Origin of the sequence: Aliinostoc sp. HNIBRCY26, from assembly GCF_050235535.1 — a bacterium.
Classification (GTDB): Bacteria; Cyanobacteriota; Cyanobacteriia; order Cyanobacteriales; family Nostocaceae; genus Trichormus.
Window position 1 is genome coordinate 2,171,132 of the sequence record NZ_CP189852.1, and the last position, 20,716, is coordinate 2,191,847.

General features: G+C 38.9%; 21 protein-coding genes. 11 read left to right on the forward strand and 10 right to left on the reverse strand.

The annotated features are described in order from the left end of the window. Nucleotides 1-42: 42 nt before the first annotated feature. Nucleotides 43-1,434: a nicotinate phosphoribosyltransferase gene (locus ACQFX9_RS09255; RefSeq protein WP_427161719.1), complete on the reverse strand. Its 1,392-nt coding sequence runs from the start codon at nucleotides 1,432-1,434 to the stop codon at nucleotides 43-45. A gap of 455 nt (nucleotides 1,435-1,889) precedes the next feature. Here ACQFX9_RS09255 and ACQFX9_RS09260 point away from each other — a divergent pair, with 455 nt between their 5' ends. Beyond that, a complete protein-coding gene (locus tag ACQFX9_RS09260; protein ID WP_103138338.1) occupies nucleotides 1,890-2,042 on the forward strand; it encodes a nicotinate phosphoribosyltransferase in 153 nt (50 codons plus the stop codon). A 98-nt stretch (nucleotides 2,043-2,140) separates the two neighbouring features. Here ACQFX9_RS09260 and ACQFX9_RS09265 read toward each other — a convergent pair whose 3' ends face one another. Then, entirely contained in the window at nucleotides 2,141-2,833 is a 693-nt protein-coding gene (locus tag ACQFX9_RS09265) for a haloacid dehalogenase type II (protein WP_427161721.1), read from the reverse strand. Between the two features lie 309 nt (nucleotides 2,834-3,142). Here ACQFX9_RS09265 and ACQFX9_RS09270 point away from each other — a divergent pair, with 309 nt between their 5' ends. Further along, the gene (locus ACQFX9_RS09270) at nucleotides 3,143-3,643 is read left to right on the forward strand and encodes a sterol desaturase family protein (protein WP_427161722.1); all 501 of its coding nucleotides are present in this window, start codon (nucleotides 3,143-3,145) and stop codon (nucleotides 3,641-3,643) included. A 70-nt stretch (nucleotides 3,644-3,713) separates the two neighbouring features. Here ACQFX9_RS09270 and ACQFX9_RS09275 read toward each other — a convergent pair whose 3' ends face one another. Next, on the reverse strand, nucleotides 3,714-4,175 hold the full coding sequence (locus ACQFX9_RS09275) for a CYTH domain-containing protein (protein WP_427161724.1): 462 nt from the start codon (nucleotides 4,173-4,175) through the stop codon (nucleotides 3,714-3,716). A 253-nt stretch (nucleotides 4,176-4,428) separates the two neighbouring features. Between ACQFX9_RS09275 and ACQFX9_RS09280 the strand changes: the two genes are divergently transcribed. From ACQFX9_RS09280 to glmU, 3 genes are read left to right on the forward strand one after another with little or no spacing between them, the layout of a single operon-like run. Then, entirely contained in the window at nucleotides 4,429-6,495 is a 2,067-nt protein-coding gene (locus ACQFX9_RS09280; RefSeq protein WP_427161726.1) for a dynamin family protein, read from the forward strand. Nucleotides 6,496-6,500: 5 nt separating this feature from the next. Then, nucleotides 6,501-6,737 (forward strand): hypothetical protein, encoded by a 237-nt coding sequence (locus ACQFX9_RS09285; RefSeq protein WP_427161727.1) that lies wholly within the window; start codon nucleotides 6,501-6,503, stop codon nucleotides 6,735-6,737. Between the two features lie 34 nt (nucleotides 6,738-6,771). Next, a complete protein-coding gene (gene glmU, locus ACQFX9_RS09290) occupies nucleotides 6,772-8,118 on the forward strand; it encodes a bifunctional UDP-N-acetylglucosamine diphosphorylase/glucosamine-1-phosphate N-acetyltransferase GlmU (RefSeq protein ID WP_427161729.1) in 1,347 nt (448 codons plus the stop codon). Nucleotides 8,119-8,339: 221 nt separating this feature from the next. On the opposite strand, the gene ACQFX9_RS09295 is transcribed toward glmU, so the two are convergent. After that, entirely contained in the window at nucleotides 8,340-9,296 is a 957-nt protein-coding gene (locus tag ACQFX9_RS09295; protein WP_427161730.1) for an isoaspartyl peptidase/L-asparaginase, read from the reverse strand. A 103-nt stretch (nucleotides 9,297-9,399) separates the two neighbouring features. Further along, nucleotides 9,400-9,558, reverse strand: coding sequence for a DUF2256 domain-containing protein (locus tag ACQFX9_RS09300; RefSeq protein WP_103137945.1), 159 nt, complete (start codon nucleotides 9,556-9,558; stop codon nucleotides 9,400-9,402). Nucleotides 9,559-9,973: 415 nt separating this feature from the next. Between ACQFX9_RS09300 and ACQFX9_RS09305 the strand changes: the two genes are divergently transcribed. The 4 genes from ACQFX9_RS09305 to ACQFX9_RS09320 all read left to right on the forward strand — a co-directional run bounded on the left by ACQFX9_RS09305 (nucleotide 9,974) and on the right by ACQFX9_RS09320 (nucleotide 16,451). Then, a complete protein-coding gene (locus ACQFX9_RS09305; RefSeq protein ID WP_427161731.1) occupies nucleotides 9,974-12,082 on the forward strand; it encodes a hydantoinase/oxoprolinase family protein in 2,109 nt (702 codons plus the stop codon). Further along, nucleotides 12,075-12,599 (forward strand): DUF1036 domain-containing protein, encoded by a 525-nt coding sequence (locus ACQFX9_RS09310; protein ID WP_427161733.1) that lies wholly within the window; start codon nucleotides 12,075-12,077, stop codon nucleotides 12,597-12,599. Before ACQFX9_RS09305 ends, ACQFX9_RS09310 begins: the two co-directional genes overlap by 8 nt. A gap of 383 nt (nucleotides 12,600-12,982) precedes the next feature. Next, the gene (locus ACQFX9_RS09315; RefSeq protein ID WP_427161735.1) at nucleotides 12,983-14,539 is read left to right on the forward strand and encodes a hydantoinase B/oxoprolinase family protein; all 1,557 of its coding nucleotides are present in this window, start codon (nucleotides 12,983-12,985) and stop codon (nucleotides 14,537-14,539) included. A 145-nt stretch (nucleotides 14,540-14,684) separates the two neighbouring features. Then, entirely contained in the window at nucleotides 14,685-16,451 is a 1,767-nt protein-coding gene (locus tag ACQFX9_RS09320) for a tetratricopeptide repeat protein (protein ID WP_427161736.1), read from the forward strand. Between the two features lie 267 nt (nucleotides 16,452-16,718). Here the strand turns inward: ACQFX9_RS09320 and ACQFX9_RS09325 are convergent, their stop codons facing one another. The 5 genes from ACQFX9_RS09325 to ACQFX9_RS09345 all read right to left on the reverse strand — a co-directional run bounded on the left by ACQFX9_RS09325 (nucleotide 16,719) and on the right by ACQFX9_RS09345 (nucleotide 19,060). Then, on the reverse strand, nucleotides 16,719-17,312 hold the full coding sequence (locus ACQFX9_RS09325; RefSeq protein ID WP_427161738.1) for a Uma2 family endonuclease: 594 nt from the start codon (nucleotides 17,310-17,312) through the stop codon (nucleotides 16,719-16,721). 145 nt (nucleotides 17,313-17,457) lie between these two features. After that, complete coding sequence (locus ACQFX9_RS09330; protein ID WP_427162843.1) at nucleotides 17,458-17,859, reverse strand: type II toxin-antitoxin system VapC family toxin; 402 nt, start codon at nucleotides 17,857-17,859, stop codon at nucleotides 17,458-17,460. After that, nucleotides 17,856-18,215 (reverse strand): hypothetical protein, encoded by a 360-nt coding sequence (locus ACQFX9_RS09335; protein ID WP_427161739.1) that lies wholly within the window; start codon nucleotides 18,213-18,215, stop codon nucleotides 17,856-17,858. The genes ACQFX9_RS09330 and ACQFX9_RS09335 overlap by 4 nt, the downstream gene beginning before the upstream one ends. A 150-nt stretch (nucleotides 18,216-18,365) precedes the next feature. After that, on the reverse strand, nucleotides 18,366-18,782 hold the full coding sequence (locus ACQFX9_RS09340) for a PIN domain-containing protein (protein WP_427161741.1): 417 nt from the start codon (nucleotides 18,780-18,782) through the stop codon (nucleotides 18,366-18,368). After that, entirely contained in the window at nucleotides 18,779-19,060 is a 282-nt protein-coding gene (locus ACQFX9_RS09345) for a hypothetical protein (protein ID WP_427161742.1), read from the reverse strand. Before ACQFX9_RS09345 ends, ACQFX9_RS09340 begins: the two co-directional genes overlap by 4 nt. A gap of 465 nt (nucleotides 19,061-19,525) precedes the next feature. Between ACQFX9_RS09345 and ACQFX9_RS09350 the strand changes: the two genes are divergently transcribed. Together ACQFX9_RS09350 and ACQFX9_RS09355 are read left to right on the forward strand one after the other, a co-directional pair. Then, nucleotides 19,526-19,951, forward strand: a complete 426-nt coding sequence (locus ACQFX9_RS09350; protein WP_427161743.1) for a hypothetical protein — start codon at nucleotides 19,526-19,528, stop codon at nucleotides 19,949-19,951. A gap of 359 nt (nucleotides 19,952-20,310) precedes the next feature. Beyond that, on the forward strand, nucleotides 20,311-20,664 hold the full coding sequence (locus ACQFX9_RS09355) for a hypothetical protein (RefSeq protein ID WP_427161745.1): 354 nt from the start codon (nucleotides 20,311-20,313) through the stop codon (nucleotides 20,662-20,664). The last annotated feature ends 52 nt before the right edge of the window (nucleotides 20,665-20,716 follow it).

Below are 20,716 nucleotides of genomic sequence, written 5' to 3' on the forward strand. Positions count from 1 at the left end.
GCATTGGGCATTGGGCATTGGGAATGGGGCATCAGATACGAATTAATTTCCACCTTGTACCCCTTGTCTCTCCACTCCCTCAGTCAACTCCGCCAAAGCGGAAGAAATTTCCACCGTTAAGGGAATAGGATGATCTAGATGTCTGGTTTTTTCAGGTAAACTTGCTACGGAAGTGGCGGTGCGTTGGCGAATTGCTGCTAGGGTTTCTGGTGGTTGTAGTCTTTGCCCTTCTTTGACTACTAACTGCAATAGGGGTTTTTCTGTGGGGAGGGGTGTTTCTGTTACTAATCCCAGTCTGTCGGCTTGGGCTTGGTTGCCTGCAAATGACCGAAAAATTTGTTTGCGTCCTGGGTATGTGGTTTTACCTCTGGAATTTTTCATCACAGGAATGCCGTCAATTTCTACGAGTTTATACACACCGTTGACTGGTGTACCTGTAACTAATTTTGTGCCTAGTCCATAGCCATCTATTTCTGCGTTGGCAGCTTTAAGTCTGGCTATTGCCCACTCATCTAAGTCGCCACTAGCAAAAATTGTTACCCCAGGTAGGAGCGATCTCACTTGTTGGGATAAACTCACTAAATCGCCGGAGTCTAGCCTTACCCCTGTTAATTCTATTTCTCCTGCCTTGACTTTTGCGGCTAAATGTTGTGCCGCCGCTACTGTGTCGTAGGTATCAATTAACAATGGTGCGCCAGGAAAGTAGCGATGAAATGCTGTGAATGCTTGTTCTTCACTCCCTTCCATCGCCGACAACGCCATAACCAAGGCGTGAGCCATCGTACCACTCGGCTGTTCGCCTAGTTGTAGCGCGGCTAACACATTGGAGGTAGCATCTAACCCGCCGGCTAAGGCTGCCCTGGCTGCCCATAATGAGGCTTGGGGACTAAATGCCCGTCTTGTGCCGAATTCTAAGAGTCTGGCTGTTTCACCTGCAATTTCTCGCAATCTTGCCGCCCTGGTAGCTATCAGGGTTTGATAGTTGAGTGTATTTAATAGATAGGTTTCCACTAATTGCGCTTGCCACAGAGGGGCTTCAATTCGCAACAATGGCTCGTTGGCAAAAACCGCCGTCCCTTCTGGTACTGCCCACACATCCCCAGTAAACCGTCCCTCGGCTAGCAATGACCAAAAGCTGTCGCTAGCTTGGGCAAAAATCCCCGTGGCTTGTAATGCGGCTATTTGTTCGTCACTAAAACGCAAGTTTTCTAAATATTCCAACGCTTGCGCTAAACCCATCGCAATTAAATAGCCAAAACCCTCCGGCGATCGCCTGACGAATAACTCAAAGCTAGCCCGCTTTTGTTCTAAACCTTCACCCGTATAACAAGCTGTCATTGTTAATTGATAAAGGTCAGTCAGCAAGCTGTAATCTGCCGCAGAGATGTCTAATTTTGGCTTCTGGTGGCTATCCCAGGCTGGGAAAGGTGTCATACCAGAGTTTCCTTACAAGAATGTTGCTTTGTATTATGGTAGAATTTACCATAAATAATGTCAAGCACCAAAAGTATAAAGTTTTCAAGAACGAAAATGCAGTGTTTGAATAGCTTACAATATTTTCTTAAACTATTAATTAACTTTTCTTAATGGTCATTTTTATCAAAAACTGATCTTTGAGTCTATAAATGTCAATCAAAATCACCACAAAAAGCCACGAATTTACAAAACATTTGGCTGTTTTTAGTTGAGTGTCAGACTTCCAGCAAGTAGAAATTTTCTGTTAGAATAGACATAGAAAGTAATAAAATTGGAATCAAGTTAAGTATTGCAAAGCAAGCTAAAAAACTATTGCATATATTGTCAATATATTGAGAAATTAAGCCAGCTAAAAAAATCAGAATTAAAGTAGAGTAACCAAGATAAATTGGCTCAAAAAGGAGTCGAATGTTATGGCTATCCCCAGAATAATTGCTAGCATTACTCAGTATATTTCTGAAGCCGTAATGCGGATTTTTGCTCCTAATGATGATGCTTATCCCAATATTGGTGTACAACCTTTTACGGGTGAGCCTTACAAAAAAGGTTCTGCTGAAAGTTGGTAAATAGCAGTGCAGAAGTTAGTCCATATATTCAATCAATTCCAATCCACGATAAACACAGATTTTCTGGTCTGTGTTTATCTTTATTTTGGTGGAATTAGCTATTGAATATAAGTAGCTAATGTTTTTAAATCTGGAACTTCTAAATCAGGTTCACCAATAGATGGAAGTGTAGCACCAGGGCCAGTTTGACCCATTCTGCGGTTAACCCAGACTGTTGATAATCCTAAAGATTTAGCAGGGATAATATCATGATAAACGCTAGCAGCAACGTGTAATATTTGCTCGGTTGGTAGTTCGATTTTCTCAATCGCTTGTTGAAAATTATTTAATGAAGGTTTATAGCTTTTGACCTGTTGTGCAGTGATAATTTTGTCAAACTCTACTTCTAATTTTTTAGCAGAAAAAGCAAATAAATCATCATCAATATTAGAGATAATCACTAATCGAAACTTTTGCTTGAGTAATTGTAACGCTGCAACCGTATCAGCGAAAGGTTGCCAATATTGGATGGAATTAGCTAGAGATTTAATTTCTAATTCCGTTGGTGCAAAATCAAACTTTTCACCAAAACTTTGCACCACTCTTTGCAAAACTTCTCGATATGAAATATATTCTCCTTGTTCTAGCTGAGATTCAAAATTAGCGAAATTTTCGAGTATGTCATCATCCTGTAAGTTGACATGATGACTAATTAAGATGGGTTTAAGAGCCGTTAATATTCCTGTTTCCCAATCTATGAGCGTGCCATAGCAATCAAAAGTTATGGCTTTATACTGATTTAAATCAATCATAAGCCCCACTAATATAAGTTTTATTGTGGCTAATCTCTGAGAATAGCATCAAGAAGCTCACAAAAAATCTTAACCTAAATTTGTACTATTTTTAACTCCTTCTTTGCTTATGGTGTATCGCTTCGTCGGATGATTGGGAGGTAACTGTGTTATATTACAGTAACTCTATCGGCTTTTAGGAGTAAAAGTTTCATCACAACATTGATTCAGAACAAAGAAGAGTTGATAACGGCTAACTTCTGACTTTCAATTTCCGAATTCCGACTTAATTTATTGTGGTGTTTTCTTACTGAACTTTGAGGAGTAAAAATGCTTGAGGCTGTCGCTATTGCCTGGTTGTTATTGTTTTTTGGTGATTTTTTATCAACATTTGTTTATCATGTACCAGAACACGTTTTTGGTAGCCTCCATCTGAAAACCCATCATTCATGGAAGAAAGATTTTCGTCACTACGCAATTTTGACATTAAATGTACAGGTGCTTTTAGATGGTATCTTAGGAGCTTTACCATATTTATTAGTCGCTGTACCTCTGTGGTCTTTTTCTCCCATTGGGGTAATTTTGGGCTTATTACTAGGTCAATTTCATGTGTGGTGGAGACACATTAGCGTTTTAGGTTGGAAAACTCCCAAACCCATCGATTGTTTGTGTCAAATTTTATTTATCACTACTCCTGAAAGACATTGGCTACATCACCAAAAAACAAATCTAGGTTTTGGCGATATCTTTACCTTTTTTGAACAACCTGCACAAATTTGGTTTCGCTGGCTAAGACTTTTAAGGGTACGTCTGCGTTACTCGCGGATTTAAAAAATGGGTAATGGGGAATGGGGAATAGGGCATGGGGCATTACTTTTATGCAAATTAAATGCTGATTAGCTTACCATTCGGAAAAGGGATGTTTAACTAAATAGCTATTGTAATATTTAGGGTTGCCGGATACTTCTTCACCAATCCAATCTGGTAACTCTATTTGCTGTGATTCATCAGTGAGTTCAACTTCTGCTAATATCAATCCTTGATTAACTCCAGCAAATTCGTCTACTTCCCAGAGCAAATTATTAACATTAATTTTATATCGAGTTTTTTCAATTAAAGGACGAACACATAATGTATCTAACATTTCTTGGGCATCCGCTAAAGGGATGGGATACTCAAATTCAGAACGAGAATAATTAACAGTAGGGCCTTTAATGGTGAGATAGCCTTGGTTTTTGACAATGCGAACACGGACTGTTGCTCCTTGGCTAGCAATGTATCCTTGACGATACAAACTCCCTTCAGCTAGCTGTCGCCAAGCATCACCTTTGACTAAAAATTTCCGTTCAATTTCTGTCGCCATGAATGATTCCGTTGAGAATTGAGTAGCCGATCGCACTTACTTCAAAAAGGCTACCACACCTGATTTCATCTTCAGAACACCGCATTTGATTCCATAGACTTCTTTACAATCATTTACAATTCCTGTAAATTGCCTACTGTAGTAGAATTAGACACGTTACCTCTAAGTGAAAGTAAGAGAAACAGGGGTAACAGACTAATGACTAATGACTAATGACTATTGACTAATGACTAATGACTAATGACTAACTCTTATGAACAACAAAATTGAAACTGACACTTTTATTAATGATTTAGATAAAATCGCTGGAGTCAGACAAGAGATATCTGCTGGTTTAGCACAGATGAGTGAAATTCTCATTCAAGCAGAATTAGGGAGTCAAAATACTTCGGGCGCATTGGGTTTAAGTTCAGATATTGAAAATATTAATCTAGCTGTTAAAAATCTCAATCAAGGCGTGTTTCGCTTACTTGTTTTAGGTGACATGAAGCGGGGAAAAAGCACTTTTATTAATGCCTTGATTGGGGAAAATGTGCTGCCAAATGCAGTAAATCCTTGTACTGCTATTTTGACAGTTTTACGTTATGGAGAAAACAAACAGGTAACAGTTCATTTTAATGATAACCGCCAGCCAGAACAACTAGAATTTAAAGAATTTAAACAGAAGTATACTATTGACCCCAAAGAAGCTAAAAAGTTGGAGGAAGAGAGAAAATCAGCATTTGCAGAGGTGAGCTATGCTGTTGTCGAGTATCCATTACAACTTTTATCGAAAGGGTTAGAAATCATCGATAGCCCAGGACTAAACGATACAGAATCAAGAAACGAATTATCTCTGGGATATATCAATAATTGTCATGCAATCTTATTTGTGATGAGGGCTTCTCAGCCTTACACTTTAGCAGAACGCCGCTATTTAGAAAATTATATTAAAGACCGTGGTTTAACGGTGTTCTTTATTATTAATGGTTGGGATCAGATTCAAGAAGGAATTTTAGACCCAGATGATGAAGAAGAACTGCAAGCAGCCGAAACACAATTAAGGCAGGTATTCCAAACAAACCTAGCACCATATTGTCAGATTAACGGTGAAGATATTTATTCTGAGCGTGTATTTGAAATTTCTGCGATTAATGCTTTAAGAAGAAGAATCAAAAATCAGTCAGCTTCATTAGAGGGTACAGGATTTCCCGAATTATTACGATCGCTCAATATATTTTTAACCCAAGACAGGGCGATCGCTCAACTACAACCAGCCATCATCTTAGCGCGCCAGACTTACAATAATATTCAAGCCGCAATTCAACGCCGCCTTGCCCTACTCACCGAAGATGTGAGTGAAATGAGACAGCGCATTGATTCTGTAGAACCGGAATTTCAGCAATTGGCGATGATTCGGGATCAATTTCAAGCTGAAATCCGCGCCACCAGAGACATTCAAGCCAAAGCCGTTGCTGAATCATTACGCGCTTACATTCTCAATTTGGGTAATACCTTTGAAAAAGACTTTCTAGCCTACCAACCAAACTTAGAATTATTAGACTTTTTAAATAAAGATAAACGGGAAAGCTTTAACATCGCCCTTCAAGAAGCATTTGAACGATACACCGCCGATAAAATAGCTGCTTGGACACTGACAGTAGAACAAGACATGAACACAGCATTTGCCAAACTCTCCACCAGTGCGGCAAAATACGGTGCTTCCTACAGCCAAGTCATCGACCAAATCACCGATAAATTATCAGGAAAAGAAGTCAAATTTAATCCTAAAACCGCCAAGGAAGACAATTCACCCACTTGGACAAAATGGGCAATGGGATTATTATCATTGTCTAGCGGTAACATTGCAGGCGTAGCAATGGCGCAAGCAGGCTTTGACTGGAAGAATATCCTACTTAACTATATAGCTGCGATCGGCGTAAACACCATCACCAGCACCCTAACCGGCGTTTTTCTCGGCCCTGTGGGACTAGCCGTTTTGGGAATGGGTATTGGCTTTTTGCAAGCAGATCAGGCGAGACAGAAATTAGTGCAAACAGCCCAAAAAGAGTTAATGAAATATCTTCCACAAGCTGCTGAAGCATACATCCCCCAAATTCGTGCAGGGGTGGAAGAATGCTTCAATACTTATGAACAAGAGGTAATTGAGCAAATTAACAAAGATATCACCCAAAGAAGAACCGAATTAGATAACCTACTCCAGCAAAAAACAGCCCATGAAATCAACCTCACTACAGAATCCCAACGCCTTCAAGCCGTAGCCACAGCCATTCACCAACAACTAGAGCAAATTGACCAAATTTATCAAACCTTGGCTTAAAAACTATGTTTTGGGCATCGGGCATTGGGCATTGGGCATCGGGCATCGGGCATCGGGTATCGGGCATTGGGCATCGGGCATTGGGCATTGGGCATTGGGCATCGGGCATCGGGTATCGGGTATCGGGCATCGGAGTAAAATCTACCTTGTCTACCTTGTCTACCTTGTCACCCATTCCCCATTCCCCATTCCCCATTAGCTGGTATGATTTGACCCTAACTCTCAAAATACCAAGTACATAAAACGGTAAAATTTAATCGTAGATAAAAGCTAATTATGGTAGTTGTAGCAGTATTAGCGGCAGGGCGCGGCACTAGAATGAAGTCTAGTTTACCCAAGGTGTTACATTCTTTGGGTGGACGCACAATGGTAGAAAGAGTTTTGGCTTGTGCAGAACCGCTTGCACCGTCACGGCGAATTGTGATTGTGGGATATCAGGCTGAGGAAGTGAAAGCAGCTATTGAGTCGCCTGAGTTGGAATTTGTGGAACAAACTGTGCAGTTAGGGACAGGTCACGCTATCCAACAATTGTTACCACATCTGGAAGGTTATACAGGGGATTTACTGATATTAAATGGGGATGTGCCACTGTTACGCACCGAAACCCTAGAAAAATTATTACAAACCCACCAAGCTAATAACAACGCTGCTACGATTCTCACCGCTAACTTAGCCAATCCCAAGGGCTATGGACGGGTTTTTTGTGATAGTAACAACTTTGTTCAACAGATGGTAGAGGATAAAGACTGTACTCCTTTACAAAGACAAAATCAACGGATTAACGCCGGTATTTATTGCTTCCGTTGGCAAAATTTAGCGGAGGTTTTACCAAATTTACAAGCGAATAATGCCCAAAAAGAATACTATCTTACAGATGCTGTTACCCAAGTTGGTCAAGTGATGGCGGTGGATATAGAAGATGAACAGGAAATTTTGGGAATTAATGATCGCCTACAATTAGCTACAGCATCCGAAATCTTACAACGGCGAGTTAAAGAAAAATGGATGTTAGCTGGTGTCACATTAATCGACCCCAACAGTATTACTATCGATGACACCGTAGAATTACAGCCGGATGTGGTAATTGAACCCCAAACTCACCTGCGGGGAAACACTGTCATTCAGTCGGGAAGTCGCATCGGCCCTGGTTGTTTAATTGAAAATAGCCAAATAGGTGAAAATGCAACCGTATTATATTCGGTAATTACTGATAGCGTCATTCAATCACAAACGAAAATCGGCCCTTATGCTCATCTAAGAAGTCACGCTGAAGTAGGTAATAATTGCCGTATCGGTAACTTCGTAGAATTGAAAAACACCCAACTAGGCGATCGCACCAACGTCGCCCACCTATCATACTTAGGTGATACAACAGCAGGTAGTCAAGTAAACGTAGGTGCGGGGACAATTACCGCCAACTACGACGGCGTGAAAAAACACCGCACCCAAATCGGCGATCGCACTAAAACAGGTTCTAACAGCGTGTTAGTAGCCCCCGTCACCTTGGGCAATGATGTATACGTAGCCGCAGGTTCAACGGTGACAGAAGATGTCCCCGATGATTGCTTAGTAATTGCCCGCAGTCGTCAAGTAGTTAAACCAGGTTGGAAGAAAGAAGGGTAATACCAATTCGCAATGGGCTAACGCCCCGCTTCGCTAACGCAATTCGCAATTCGCAATTAAAAAACTTAGATGCAGTAAAACTTTCAGGGTTTATATCTGTATCAGGTTTTTCGTGAAATGGTATAAGGGGTGTAGGGATGAATTCCACCCCATACCCCATTCCCAAAATTCTTGAATTTTGAATTTTGAATTTTGAATTTTGAATTGATTAGCCCCAGTCCCTAAACGATACAACCCACTTCCGTACCGTCCGGTAGTTCTAGGGTGTCGCCAATCTTTTCGCCGTCGTGGAAGGCGGCGAGGATGACTTGGCTGGTTTTACCCCAAGCGATCGCACCGCTTGCATCTAGGGCGATCGCACCGAAATCTCTCTTGTTCTCATACGCCTCAGCAAAAGACTTTTTCATCGCCTCTTGCAAAGACATTCCATCGGTGACACGTACTACAATTTTGGCTGCTAAACATTCATCAATAATATCTTCACCAATACCAGTACAACTTACGGCAGCGTAACTAGTAGCATAATTTCCCGCAGGCATCGCAGAATCACTTACTCTTCCAATGCGCTCAAATCCTTTACCGCCTGTAGAAGTACCAACAGCTAATTTTCCATAGGTATCTAAAACAACTACGCCAATTGTACCGCGTCCAGCGTTACTGGTTTCTAACATTTCTGTTTCTGCGACTACTCCCGCCATTGTGCTTCTAAAGTTGTCTTGACGCTCTTGTATCCATTCTTGCAGTCGCAAATCTGTTAAGCCATTGTAGATGGGAAGTTGTAATTCTCTGGCTAATTCTGCCGCCCCATAATCTGAGAGTACCCGGTCTGGGGAACTTTGTAAAAAGTGAGCCAAGTTAATTGGGTTTTTTACCCGTGAAACATTAATTACCCCGCTAAAATGTCCTGATGCACTATCCATTAAAGAAGCACTCATACGGATTTGTCCATCAGATTGCAATACCGAACCAGTACCAGCATTAAAGCGTGGTTCATCTTCTAAAAGTTGACAACCCCGCACCACTGCGACAGAAGCATCCACACCAGACAATAACAGAGTATATACTTCCTCTACTATGGCATGGAGCGATCGCCTAACGGCCTCTAATCCTCCTTTACCGTGCAGAGAACTACCCGCCCCTCCGTGAATAATTAATTTAGGCTGCACCTGTGATTTCATTTATGCCCCTGCGCTAATTTATATTGAATTTATCCAGTCTGGAAAAATTTTAAGTGGGATTTCACATCAAAAATGAAATTCCTCACTCAAAACTCAGCATTTATTATTCAGCACTTGCTTGAGAACGACGACGACGACAACGTTCTGAGCAATATTTCACCTCATCCCAGCAATCTTGCCATTTTTTTCGCCAAGTGAAGGGACGTTGACACACCGGACAGATTTTTGTAGGTAAGTCAGATTTAGAACGATTACGCCCCATAAAAGATTTCTGAACGAGATGGAAAATAATTATATCCAGATTGCTCCCAACAGAACAGGTCTTTCCCAACAAGAGTAGAGACGCTGCAATGTAAAAACTCTAGAAAGCTGAAGTCAGATCAGTTGGAAAGTGCTGAGTGCTGTTAGCGGAAGCGGGGCGTTTAGCCCGTGCTGAGTGCGAAGTTGTTCTTCCCTTACGCCTCTAAACCCCTACCCCTGTGTTTCTTGATAGTAAATCTATTCATCTCAATTATGGGGTGAAGGAAATCTAAATTAGCGTAGTTCAATAGCTTTTGATGCTGTATTAATAGTTTTGAATTTTGTCTACACTTGTTGTCAAAATATACCATACTTGCAGTAGAACTATCTGCTATATAACTGCTACTCTACTTTTAGTTGATAGATGAAATTTAACTATGTTAAAGGTTTTTGCAGACAGGGGTGGCACATTTACAGATATTGTTGCTGTAACTGATGATGAGTCTATTATAAATAGACTATCCACACATCAGGAACGGTTTTTAATAGTACCTGTACCTCATCAAGAATGGGTAATAGTCTATAAATTACTATCTGAAAATCCTGAACAATATCAAGATGCAGTTATCCATGGAATCAGGGATATTTTGGGATTGCAAAACAATGAACCTATTCCCTATGAGGCTATAGAAGTAGTCAAAATGGGTACAACAGTAGCAACTAATGCACTCTTAGAAAGACATGGAGATCGTGTCGTTTTACTCATTACTAAAGGCTTTAAAGATGCCTTAAGAATTGGCTATCAAAATCGTCCTGATATCTTTGCTCGTCATATTATTCTACCAACTATGCTGTATGAGCAAGTAATTGAAGTAGAGGAAAGATATGATGCTCATGGTAATGAATTAATACCTGTGAATACGGCACAGGTTAAACAAGATTTACAAGCAGCTTATCAAGCAGGAATTCGCAGTTGTGCAATTGTGTTTATGCACAGCGATCGCTACCATAAACATGAGCAAGAAATAGCAGCAGTTGCTCAAGAAATTGGCTTTACCCAAATTTCTATTTCCCACCAAGTTAGTCCCTTAATGAAATTGGTAAGTCGTGGCGATACTACTGTTGTCGATGCTTATTTAACTCCCATTTTACGCCGCTATGTTAACCAAGTAGCCAATCAATTACCTAACGTCAGATTAATGTTTATGAAATCTGATGGTGGTTTAACTGATGCTGCACAATTTCAAGGCAAAGATAGTATTTTAAGTGGCCCGGCTGGCGGTATTGTTGGTGCAGTGCAAACTAGTAAAAGAGCCGGTTTTGATTTAGTAATTACCTTTGATATGGGAGGAACAAGTACAGATGTTGCCCATTTTAAAGGCGAGTATGAACGCCAGTTAGATTCTGAAATTGCTGGGGCGCGGATGCGAGTTCCAGTATTATCAATACATACAATTGCGGCTGGTGGCGGTTCAATTCTCTTTTTTGATGGTTCTAGTTATCGTGTCGGGCCAGAATCGGCTGGTTCAAATCCTGGCCCCGCTTGTTATCGCCGTGGTGGGCCTTTAGCGGTGACAGATGCTAATGTCATGTTAGGTAAAATTCACCCCCAATATTTCCCTGCTGTTTTTGGTAATGATGGCAATTTACCTTTAGATAAAAATATTGTTTTAGAAAAATTCCAGCGACTATCTCAAGAAATTGCAACTGTTACAGGAAAATATCGTACCCCTGAACAAGTAGCAGCAGGATTTATTGCGATAGCTGTTGCAAATATGGCTAACGCTATTAAAAAAATTAGCCTCCAACGTGGTTATGATGTCACCGAATATGTTCTTTGTTGTTTTGGTGGCGCAGGTGGACAAGTTGCTTGTTTAATTGCTGACACTTTAGGAATGAAACAGATATTTCTGCACCCTTATGCTGGTGTACTGTCAGCCTACGGAATGGGATTGGCTGATGTGAGAGTTACTAGAGTGGGAGGAGTAGAACAGCCTTTAAATCAAGCCTTGATTCCTCAATTAATGCAGTTGATGCTATCCCTAGAAACTCAAGCTAGAAGCGAACTCAGTCAAGATGAAAATTATCTTGAAGAAGAAATTATTCAAACACTAAATCTTAAATATCAAGGAACTGATTCTACTCTCAATGTTAAGTTTGATGTAGATGTGAGCCTAATGCAAACAGAGTTTGCAGATAAGCATAAGTCTCGCTATGGTTTCGTGCAGCCAGATAAAAACTTAATTGTGGAATCTATTTCAGTAGAAGTAATTCAGAAAATGGATACACCTGAAGAACCATTAATTACTCGGATTCGACATCTAGATGAAGCTCCACAACCAGTAGAAATAGTCCAAATGTTTACTGCTGAACAATGGCATAATACACCAGTTTATCGTCGGGAAGATTTACAGCCAGGAGATTGTATTAATGGTGCGGCTATCATTGTCGAGAAAATTAGCACAATTGTAGTTGAACCTAACTGGCAAGCACGATTAACTGAGCGTAATCATTTAATTTTGCAACGATGTGTCAACCATGAATAAGTATCAATATTTATGTATTAGCTTAGTGTCTTTAGCATCTTTGCTAGGGTTAACTTCTCCGGTACAGGCAGATCCTTGGGTTAACCCAATACCTATATATGGTGGAGATAGAAATCCTATCATACCAGTAGTACCAGAATCTGGTAATTCTTCATCTCAGAATTTCCCCAAGATATTTAGAATCTGTAATCAAAGCAGAGAAAGACAAGTTTCTGTAGCTTATGCTTACTATGATGGTCAAAAATGGGTGAAAGAAGGTTGGCGTAAAATTTTGCGAGGGCAATGTTCAACCCTCAATTCTCGTGTTATGTCTCAGTATGTTTATTACTATGCTGAAGGCATCCGGGGATTAAGATGGACTGGAAATAAAGCATTGTGTATACATCCAAACCGGAACTTTACCATTGGTGAGCTTCCTGTTGAAGACTGTATTACTCCTTATGTACTACGTCCATTTGTAGTGGTAAATACTGGCAGTTATTCTAAATATACAATCACTCTCACTAACAATTTGTAATTAGGAAAGTCAGAAACCATTGCTTGAATTTTGAATTGGTATTAAATTCAGCGATCGCTATTTCGCGATTTTACAATTTTACATTGCATCTGAGAAATCATCCCACATATTCATCAGCTTGGAGGGATATGTTAAAACGACTCCAGAATTTAGGGACGGGATTAATAGTTAGTAACGCCTAAATTGTAGGGTGCGTTCAAGTAACGCATAACGCACCGCATAATCATGGTGCGTTACGGCAATTTATACTGTCGCTCATACTCAAATTATCACACTGCCGTAACACACCCTACTTAATATTTACATTATAAATAGGTTCTAAGGACTAAAGTCCTTACTACGAACTATTCCATTTTTGTCAAAACTAAGAAGTGAAAATCAAAATGTACACCACATCTCAACCTGACCCAGTAAGATTAGAAATTTTCAAGAATCTCTATCAATTTATTGCTGAACAAATGGGGATTGTCCTGCAAAATACGGCTGCATCAGTCAATATTAAAGAACGCTTAGACTTTTCCTGTGCAATTTTTGATGCGGCTGGACTATTAGTAGCTAATGCCCCTCATATTCCTGTACATTTAGGTTCGATGAGTGAAAGTGTCCGTAGTTTAATTAATGACCACGGTGACACCATTAAACCAGGAAATGTTTATTTATCAAATAATCCCTACAATGGCGGAACTCATCTTCCCGATGTCACAGCTATTACCCCTGTATTCTTAGAAATTGACCAAAATCTCCCCACTCCCCTATTTTTCGTTGCTTCTCGTGGACATCAAGCTGATATAGGGGGGATTACACCTGGTTCTATGCCTCCTCATAGTCAAAATGTAGAAGAAGAAGGAATTTTATTTGATAATTTCCTCTTAGTTGAGCAGGGAGAATTTCGGGAAAATGCAGTTAGAGAAGTATTATTAAATCATCCCTATCCAGCACGCAACCCTAACCAAAATATCGCGGATTTTAAAGCACAAATTGCTGCCAATGAACGGGGAGTACAAGAACTGTCTAAGATGGTGTCGCAATATGGACTAAGAACAGTTCAAGATTATATGAAATTTGTGCAAGATAATGCTGAAGAAGCGGTGAGAAAGGCGATTGATGTCCTGAAAGATGGCTCATTTATTTATGAAATGGATAGTGGTGCGAAAATTCAGGTGCAGGTGACAATTAATCGAGAAAACCGCAGTGCTGAAATTGATTTTACTGGCACATCACCACAATTAAATAGTAACTTTAATGCACCTAAAGCTGTTACTCAAGCCGCAGTTTTATATGTCTTTCGGACTTTAGTTAATGATAGTATCCCTCTGAATGCTGGGTGTCTGAAACCTTTAGAAATTATTATTCCTGAAGGTTGTATGTTAAATCCTACTTATCCAGCAGCTGTAGTTGCAGGTAATGTGGAAACTTCTCAAACTGTGGTTGATGCTTTGTATGGTGCGTTGGGGGTGATGGCTGCTTCTCAAGGGACGATGAATAATTTTACTTTTGGTAATGCTCGCTATCAATATTATGAAACTATCTGCGGTGGTTCTGGCGCAGGGATTAATTTTCATGGTACAGATGCAGTGCAAACTCACATGACGAATTCCCGCTTGACTGATCCAGAGGTTTTAGAAACTCGCTACCCTGTACTGTTAGAAAGCTTTAGTCTCCGTCCTGATAGTGGTGGTAAAGGACAATATTCAGGTGGTAACGGGGTAATTCGTCGCCTGCGCTTCCTCGAACCGATGACAGCTAACGTTCTCTCTGGACATCGCGCTGTACCTCCCTTTGGATTAAATGGGGGTGAAGCGGGACAAGTGGGGTACAACTGGGTAGAACGTGCAGATGGTGTGAAAGAGGATTTAGATAGCACCGCTACAGTGGAAATGAATCCTGGGGATGTATTGACGATCGCTACTCCAGGAGGGGGAGGATTTGGGAACTCATAACTAATAAAAATTGTGGCGAATATAGCTATATGTATGACTATTCCTGCTAAATTGATTGTTTAATCGCAATTGCGTATCGTCTCCCTGTTAATGACAAATGAAAATCCCTCAAACTCATGCTTAGTGTAACTCACACCCAAAATAGATGAATGCTGACTCTTTCTTTTTACAGGGAATCTACCGAAATTTGTTGAATTATCAAGGAGCGATCGCAGGTTACAATCAATCCTCAACACCTCAACCAGACTACGCTATAGCTTACTTGCAGCAAGGAATGACTCTGTGTAATGAACTCAAAGATTATCAAGCAGCGATCGCAGATTTAAATCGCGCCATTAAAGTAAATCCAGAATTAGCTGAAGCTTATTACTATCGAGGATTTGCGCGTTACTGTTTGGCTGATTATGCAGGTGCGATCGCCGATTATCATCAAGTATTGCAGATTAACTCTACGATTACCGGTGCATATTACTATCGCGCTCAAGCTTACTTTGCTTTGGGAGCATATAAACAAGCGATCGCTGATTATATCCACACCATAGAAGTCAATCCAGAATTAGCTACTGATATTCATATAGATATTGCCCACGCATATTATAGTCGGGGCGTGGCTTTAGCAGCACAAGGAAATTATCAAGAAGCCATATCAACTTTTCAAACAGCTTTGCAATGGCATCCCTATTTGGCGGCAGTGTATAGCAGTCGTGGTAATGTTTACTATGAGTTAGGGGAATATCGTCAAGCGATCGCTGATCATGAAAGGACTATTCAGCTTGACCCCAGTCTAGTAGAAGCTTATCAAAATCGGGGTAATGCCTACTACGCTCTGGGAGATTATGACGCAGCGATCGCTGACTATAACCACACATTAGAACTTGACCCGAATTTTGCCACAGCATACTACAATCGCGGTGTGATTCGTTCCCGTCTGCAAGTATATGATTTAGCTTTACAAGACTTAAACCAAGCGATTCGCCTAAACCCAGAAGACGCACAAGCCTACGCCGAACGCGGTTTAATTCGAGAAGTTGCAGAAGACTATCAAGGCGCAATTGCTGACTATAGCCAAGCATTACAACTTGACCCGAATTTAGCTTTAGTATACGGTTTCCGCGCCAATATTCGCCGCCAAGTCGGAGATTATCCCGGCGCACTGGCTGATAGTGAGCAATTAGTAGCATTATGTCCTAATTTCGCTGCCGGATATTGCGATCGCGCGACAGTTCGTCGTCACTTAGGAGATTATCAAGGTGCAATTGCTGACTACAATCAAGCTTTACAACTTGATCCCGAATTGATCGAAGCATACTACGGCAGGGCGATTGTCTATGAAACTTTAGGAGATTTTCTAGGAGCGATCGCTGATAATACCCAAGTGATTAAATTTGCACCAGATTTTGCCGCATCCTATTGTAATCGTGGTAACGCTCGCCGCCAAGTAGGAGATCATCGTGGTGCGTTAGCTGACTATAACCGAGCCTTAGCCATTAATCCCCAACTGCTGGAAGCCTATTATAACCGAGCTATCTGGCATTATGAACAAAAAGATTATCAAGGGGCGATCGTTGATTACAGCAAAGCCATAGGAATTAATCCCGATTCTGCCCTACTATATAGCCATCGTGCTAATAGTTACTATGCAATTCAGGATTATTACCATGCTATCAGTGACTATAGCCAAGCCATCAATCTTGATCCTTATGAAGCTGAAGACTGGTACAATCGGGGTCGCAGCTATACTCAGTTGCAAAATTATCCCGCCGCATTAGCGGATTTAAACCAAGCCTTAGAACATCAACCTTACTCTGCTCCAGCATATCTTTTACGGGCTGAAGTGCGCCAGAAATTAGGAGACAAAGAAGGCGCAATTAGAGATTCAGAGAAGTATGCTAACCTGCATCACCCAATTTAGGGAGTTTGCACGGAGGACTTCTTTTCTCAACAAACGAATCGAATTTGGTGTAATTCTATGGGATAATATGTTTTTGTTTGGTTCTATTTTATTAATCGTTTCATGCTCCTGCTTAGTTAACAAGGGTATGTTGCCCACACTTTGTTCTGGCTGACTCATTCTTAATAACAGGTTACAGAAATGCTCTCACACTTGAGTAATGGCATAATCTGCTAATCTGTTGTGTTCGTCTATGTGTTTGACTTTTTGTTGTGAATTAAACCGTAGCTATTTGTTCATTCCTTGCATAAACTCTATTCTAGCCTCAATAATTGAAGGCATGACAACACATTTTGCTAAGAGTTCTATATCTAAATCTGGCAATAATTCACTTTTACTAATTTGCTCATAGTTGTCATTTCTGAGGTGAAATAGTGAAAATTGATGATTTTCCCAAAACCAGACTTCAGTAATATTAAATCGTTTGTATTTCTCTAGTTTATCAATGCTGCCACTGGTAATATTTACTTCAATGGCTAAATCTGGATTTTCCTTTTTTTCTCCTATGTAGTAGGATTCGTCTGGTTCAAAAGATACACTTTTTTCTTTGGCGCGACGAGTAGCACTACCCACTGGGATAAGATTCATACCTATTTCACAAGAGTATAATTCAATTAAAAAACCAATAATGGTTTTAATCATTTCGTGTTGTTCACCCAGCGTCATAAATTCAATGTACCCATCAAAATAAGTTATCCGCAACCCTGCTGCATCTGCGGTTAAGTTTTCTATAGTCTCGAATTCTTCCCAGGTGTAATGGCCTGGTAGGAGAAATCGCTGTTCTGGAGTTGAGGTATTTTTATCTAAGGCTTGGAGAGTCATAGTTAAATGATGGTTATGACTTTATTTTGATTATAGGGCTTGTGAGAGGGGTGGGGATGGTATAGTTTTGATGGCGATCGCGTTTTATGTAGAGTAGGCGATCGCAACTATTTTTTAACTATAAAATCAGCAATTATCTTGCGTATTATGATAAGAGCCAATTTTCTAGCTTCAGTCCAGTTATGCGGCTGTAATGACGAGTATTGTTAGTCACTAAAATATAATCTCTAGTCAGTGCAACGCTAGCAATTAGTAAATCAAATTCTGCGACTGGTTGTCCTATTTTACGGAGTTCAGCTTTTAGTTTGCCAAAAGTTTTCAAAGTATTTTGTTCTAAAAGTATGACAGTTATATTTTTTATGAAATCTTCTGCACGAGTTAGATTTTCCGATACTTTTTGAGAATTGTAAGCACCAAAATACAACTCAGCAATGGTAATACTACAAATGCAGATTCTTTCCCATCCTATTTCTTTAACTTTATTTCTGACTGATTCAATACTTTTAATCCAGTAAATGCAAGTATCAGTATCTAATAAATAAATTATAGACTAATATCATACCTAGAAATAGTACGGCTATCATAAATTTCTTTAACTATTTCCTCCGCAGTGCGTTCATCTTCCCAAGCACCGAGTCTTTCCATAAATGTATCTAGTGGATGAGGCTCTGACTTTTTATCAGTTGAGAATACTATTTCATTTGCTATGAGTTGATTAGCTTCAGGTATTCCTAATTTCTGAGTTTCTTCTTTTGCTTTCACCATTACTTGCATTAATGTAATGGCTTGCCGTAAAACATCACTTTTACTTACACCAATTTTCTTTGATAGTCCTTCTAGTATTTGATTGAGTTCTGGTGACAAATCTAGGTTTAAATGAATCATTCGATGTGCCTCAGTCATAGTTATATACTAATGTAAGTTATCTGGTAGAAATTCAGGTGGTTTGGTGTTGGGTTACAATGGAAACACTAATTCCGACTTCTTTAGTCTAATCGCGTAATTCCTTGATGGTGGATGCAATCAAAAACATTGAGAAATAGCCTCTAATGGTTACTCAGAAAGTATTTCTAAAAATTCTTCTGGTAACATTACTGGCAATGGTGAAAGTATAAAATCACTCTTATTTCTCGTAATAATTATTTCTAAATTTGCATTTATCGCTGCTGCAACTGTTACGGCATCTTCAAAATCTTTAATAGAACTTTGCAATGCTTGATGAATAACTGTGTCTGTAACACTAGCAATTTGAATGTGTAACAATAAATTTTCTATTAGCTTACGTGCTAATTCATTCCCAATTTGCCTACGTAAAATATAGAAAATATTAGTAACGCCATGTCCTGAGACAAAACCTTGCACCTGTTTTGTCATGACTGTATTCAATGCTTGTGCAGAAGCGACAACGAAAGGTTGACGCTGTGCTAAAATATCAAGTAATACATCAGTGTCAAACAATACTCGCTTCAACTATATTTCTCCTCTAGGTAGTTAACATAACTTTCCTCTATATTTTCTGAATCTAAAGGAATTACACCTATTAAGCTTTGAGTCCATGAATGTAGTTCTGATAAGTCTTCTAGATTTTGGTGATGGGCAATAGATGATATATGTTGTTCTTGTTGCTTTAAATTACCATTAACAGTTTGATTTTTATTTGAGTCTGCTAATAGTTCCGCTATGGTTTCTCTCACAGTTTCTCTAATGAGAGATTTAAATTGCTCAATAGTAAGTTCGTTAACTTGCATAGCTTTAACTTCCTTGAAGGTTTATTGATCAATTTTATTCTATTACTTTTCCTTCGTCTCAATTAAATTTGTAATCTACGGTTTGATGATTTGCATCATTATGAATAACTTTAACCCCTAAATTGATCACAATGGCTATAATTCCATTATAAATTATGCAAGTTAAACCATCAGTTCCTCTTTTTCCAGATAAAAACACTTCCTTGTAGGTTGGTTAGAACGGAGTGAAACCCAACAAATTATCTCAATATTCACAACAAAAATCTATATCCTGGAAATTAAGGTGATTTAGTGTTGGGTTACGGCGCAAATATCAATTGGTTTTGCATATTAGTTACGGCTTTGGTGGGTTACGCTGTCGCTAACCCAACCTACATACTAAATTAAGCAATTTCACTGAGTTTGTATCATAATTAATGTGTTATTTTTACTTTGTAAAATTAGTATATCTAATTAATTGTATATATGCTAAATTTAACTTTTAAATTAAGTAAATATCTAGGTTTTCTCTTAATATTAATTACTTTAAATAGTTGTTCTAGTCAAGATTCAAAATTTAATAATGAACTAAAACAATTGTTTAGTAGTAGTAAAAGTGAAGAAATAAATTCAAGGCACAAGAAACTATTTGATGAATTGTATGGTTGGGATAAGGCTAGAAAGCAAGGTATAGAATATTGCCAAATGCTCAGTAAAGGTATCAGCAAAGAAGAAATACGCAGTAATCATATAGCAACCGGACTAGAGCTAATATCTCAAGGTAAACTTACACCTGAAGAATCCGCAGATATAGATATTATCAATATTTCTATAGAACTGGCAGCACAAAAGGTATATTGCCCTGAACACAGAGATGTTGGTCAAATTCCTATAAGAGATCGTTTCAAGTAAATTGAAAGTAAATTCATTTAGGTTATCGGTTTAGTGGGTTAAGCTATTGCTAAACTACACTATTGACCCTACTTAGATCACCAATATGAATAAAGAAAACATCGAATTTATTGTAAAAATTAGTAATCAGATTTTACAAGATATTTTTTTTATAGTGGGAATTATTGTTACAACGCTAACATATCTTAATGCAAAACAGACAGTGCTTCAGCCAATAAAAACTGAAGTATTTAAATTGCAGGTAATAAAATTTACATCTGAGAACTAAATTCAATAAATTAGTCTCTATTAAAAAGAATCTTGGAGTCAATGATTTTACCAAAAAACTTATTTATAATAATAAAAATTTAAAATTTTGGGTGAATGATTACTATCACGAATTAAAAATTACTACTGAATATACAGAATTACATAAAAAAATCATAGATGTGAAGTTATCTCCACTATTACCGCAAGAACTTTTATTATTAGTTGAAGAATTTACAGAAGCCATGAATAAAAAATTAAATTTAGCTGTTGAAATATTAAATGAATATATCAAGCAACTACCAAATGATTATGGCAGGCAAGAAATAATTGGAGAAAATTCAATTATCTTTATAAAAATTAAAATAAAATATCATCAGGAATTAGTAAATTTAGAGTTGATTGCTAATAAAATTGTTCAATATATTAGAAATTACTGGCTTGTAGAAAAAATTAATACACGATAAATCAACGTGTATATGTACACGATAAATATCGACATTTATCATGTACATATAT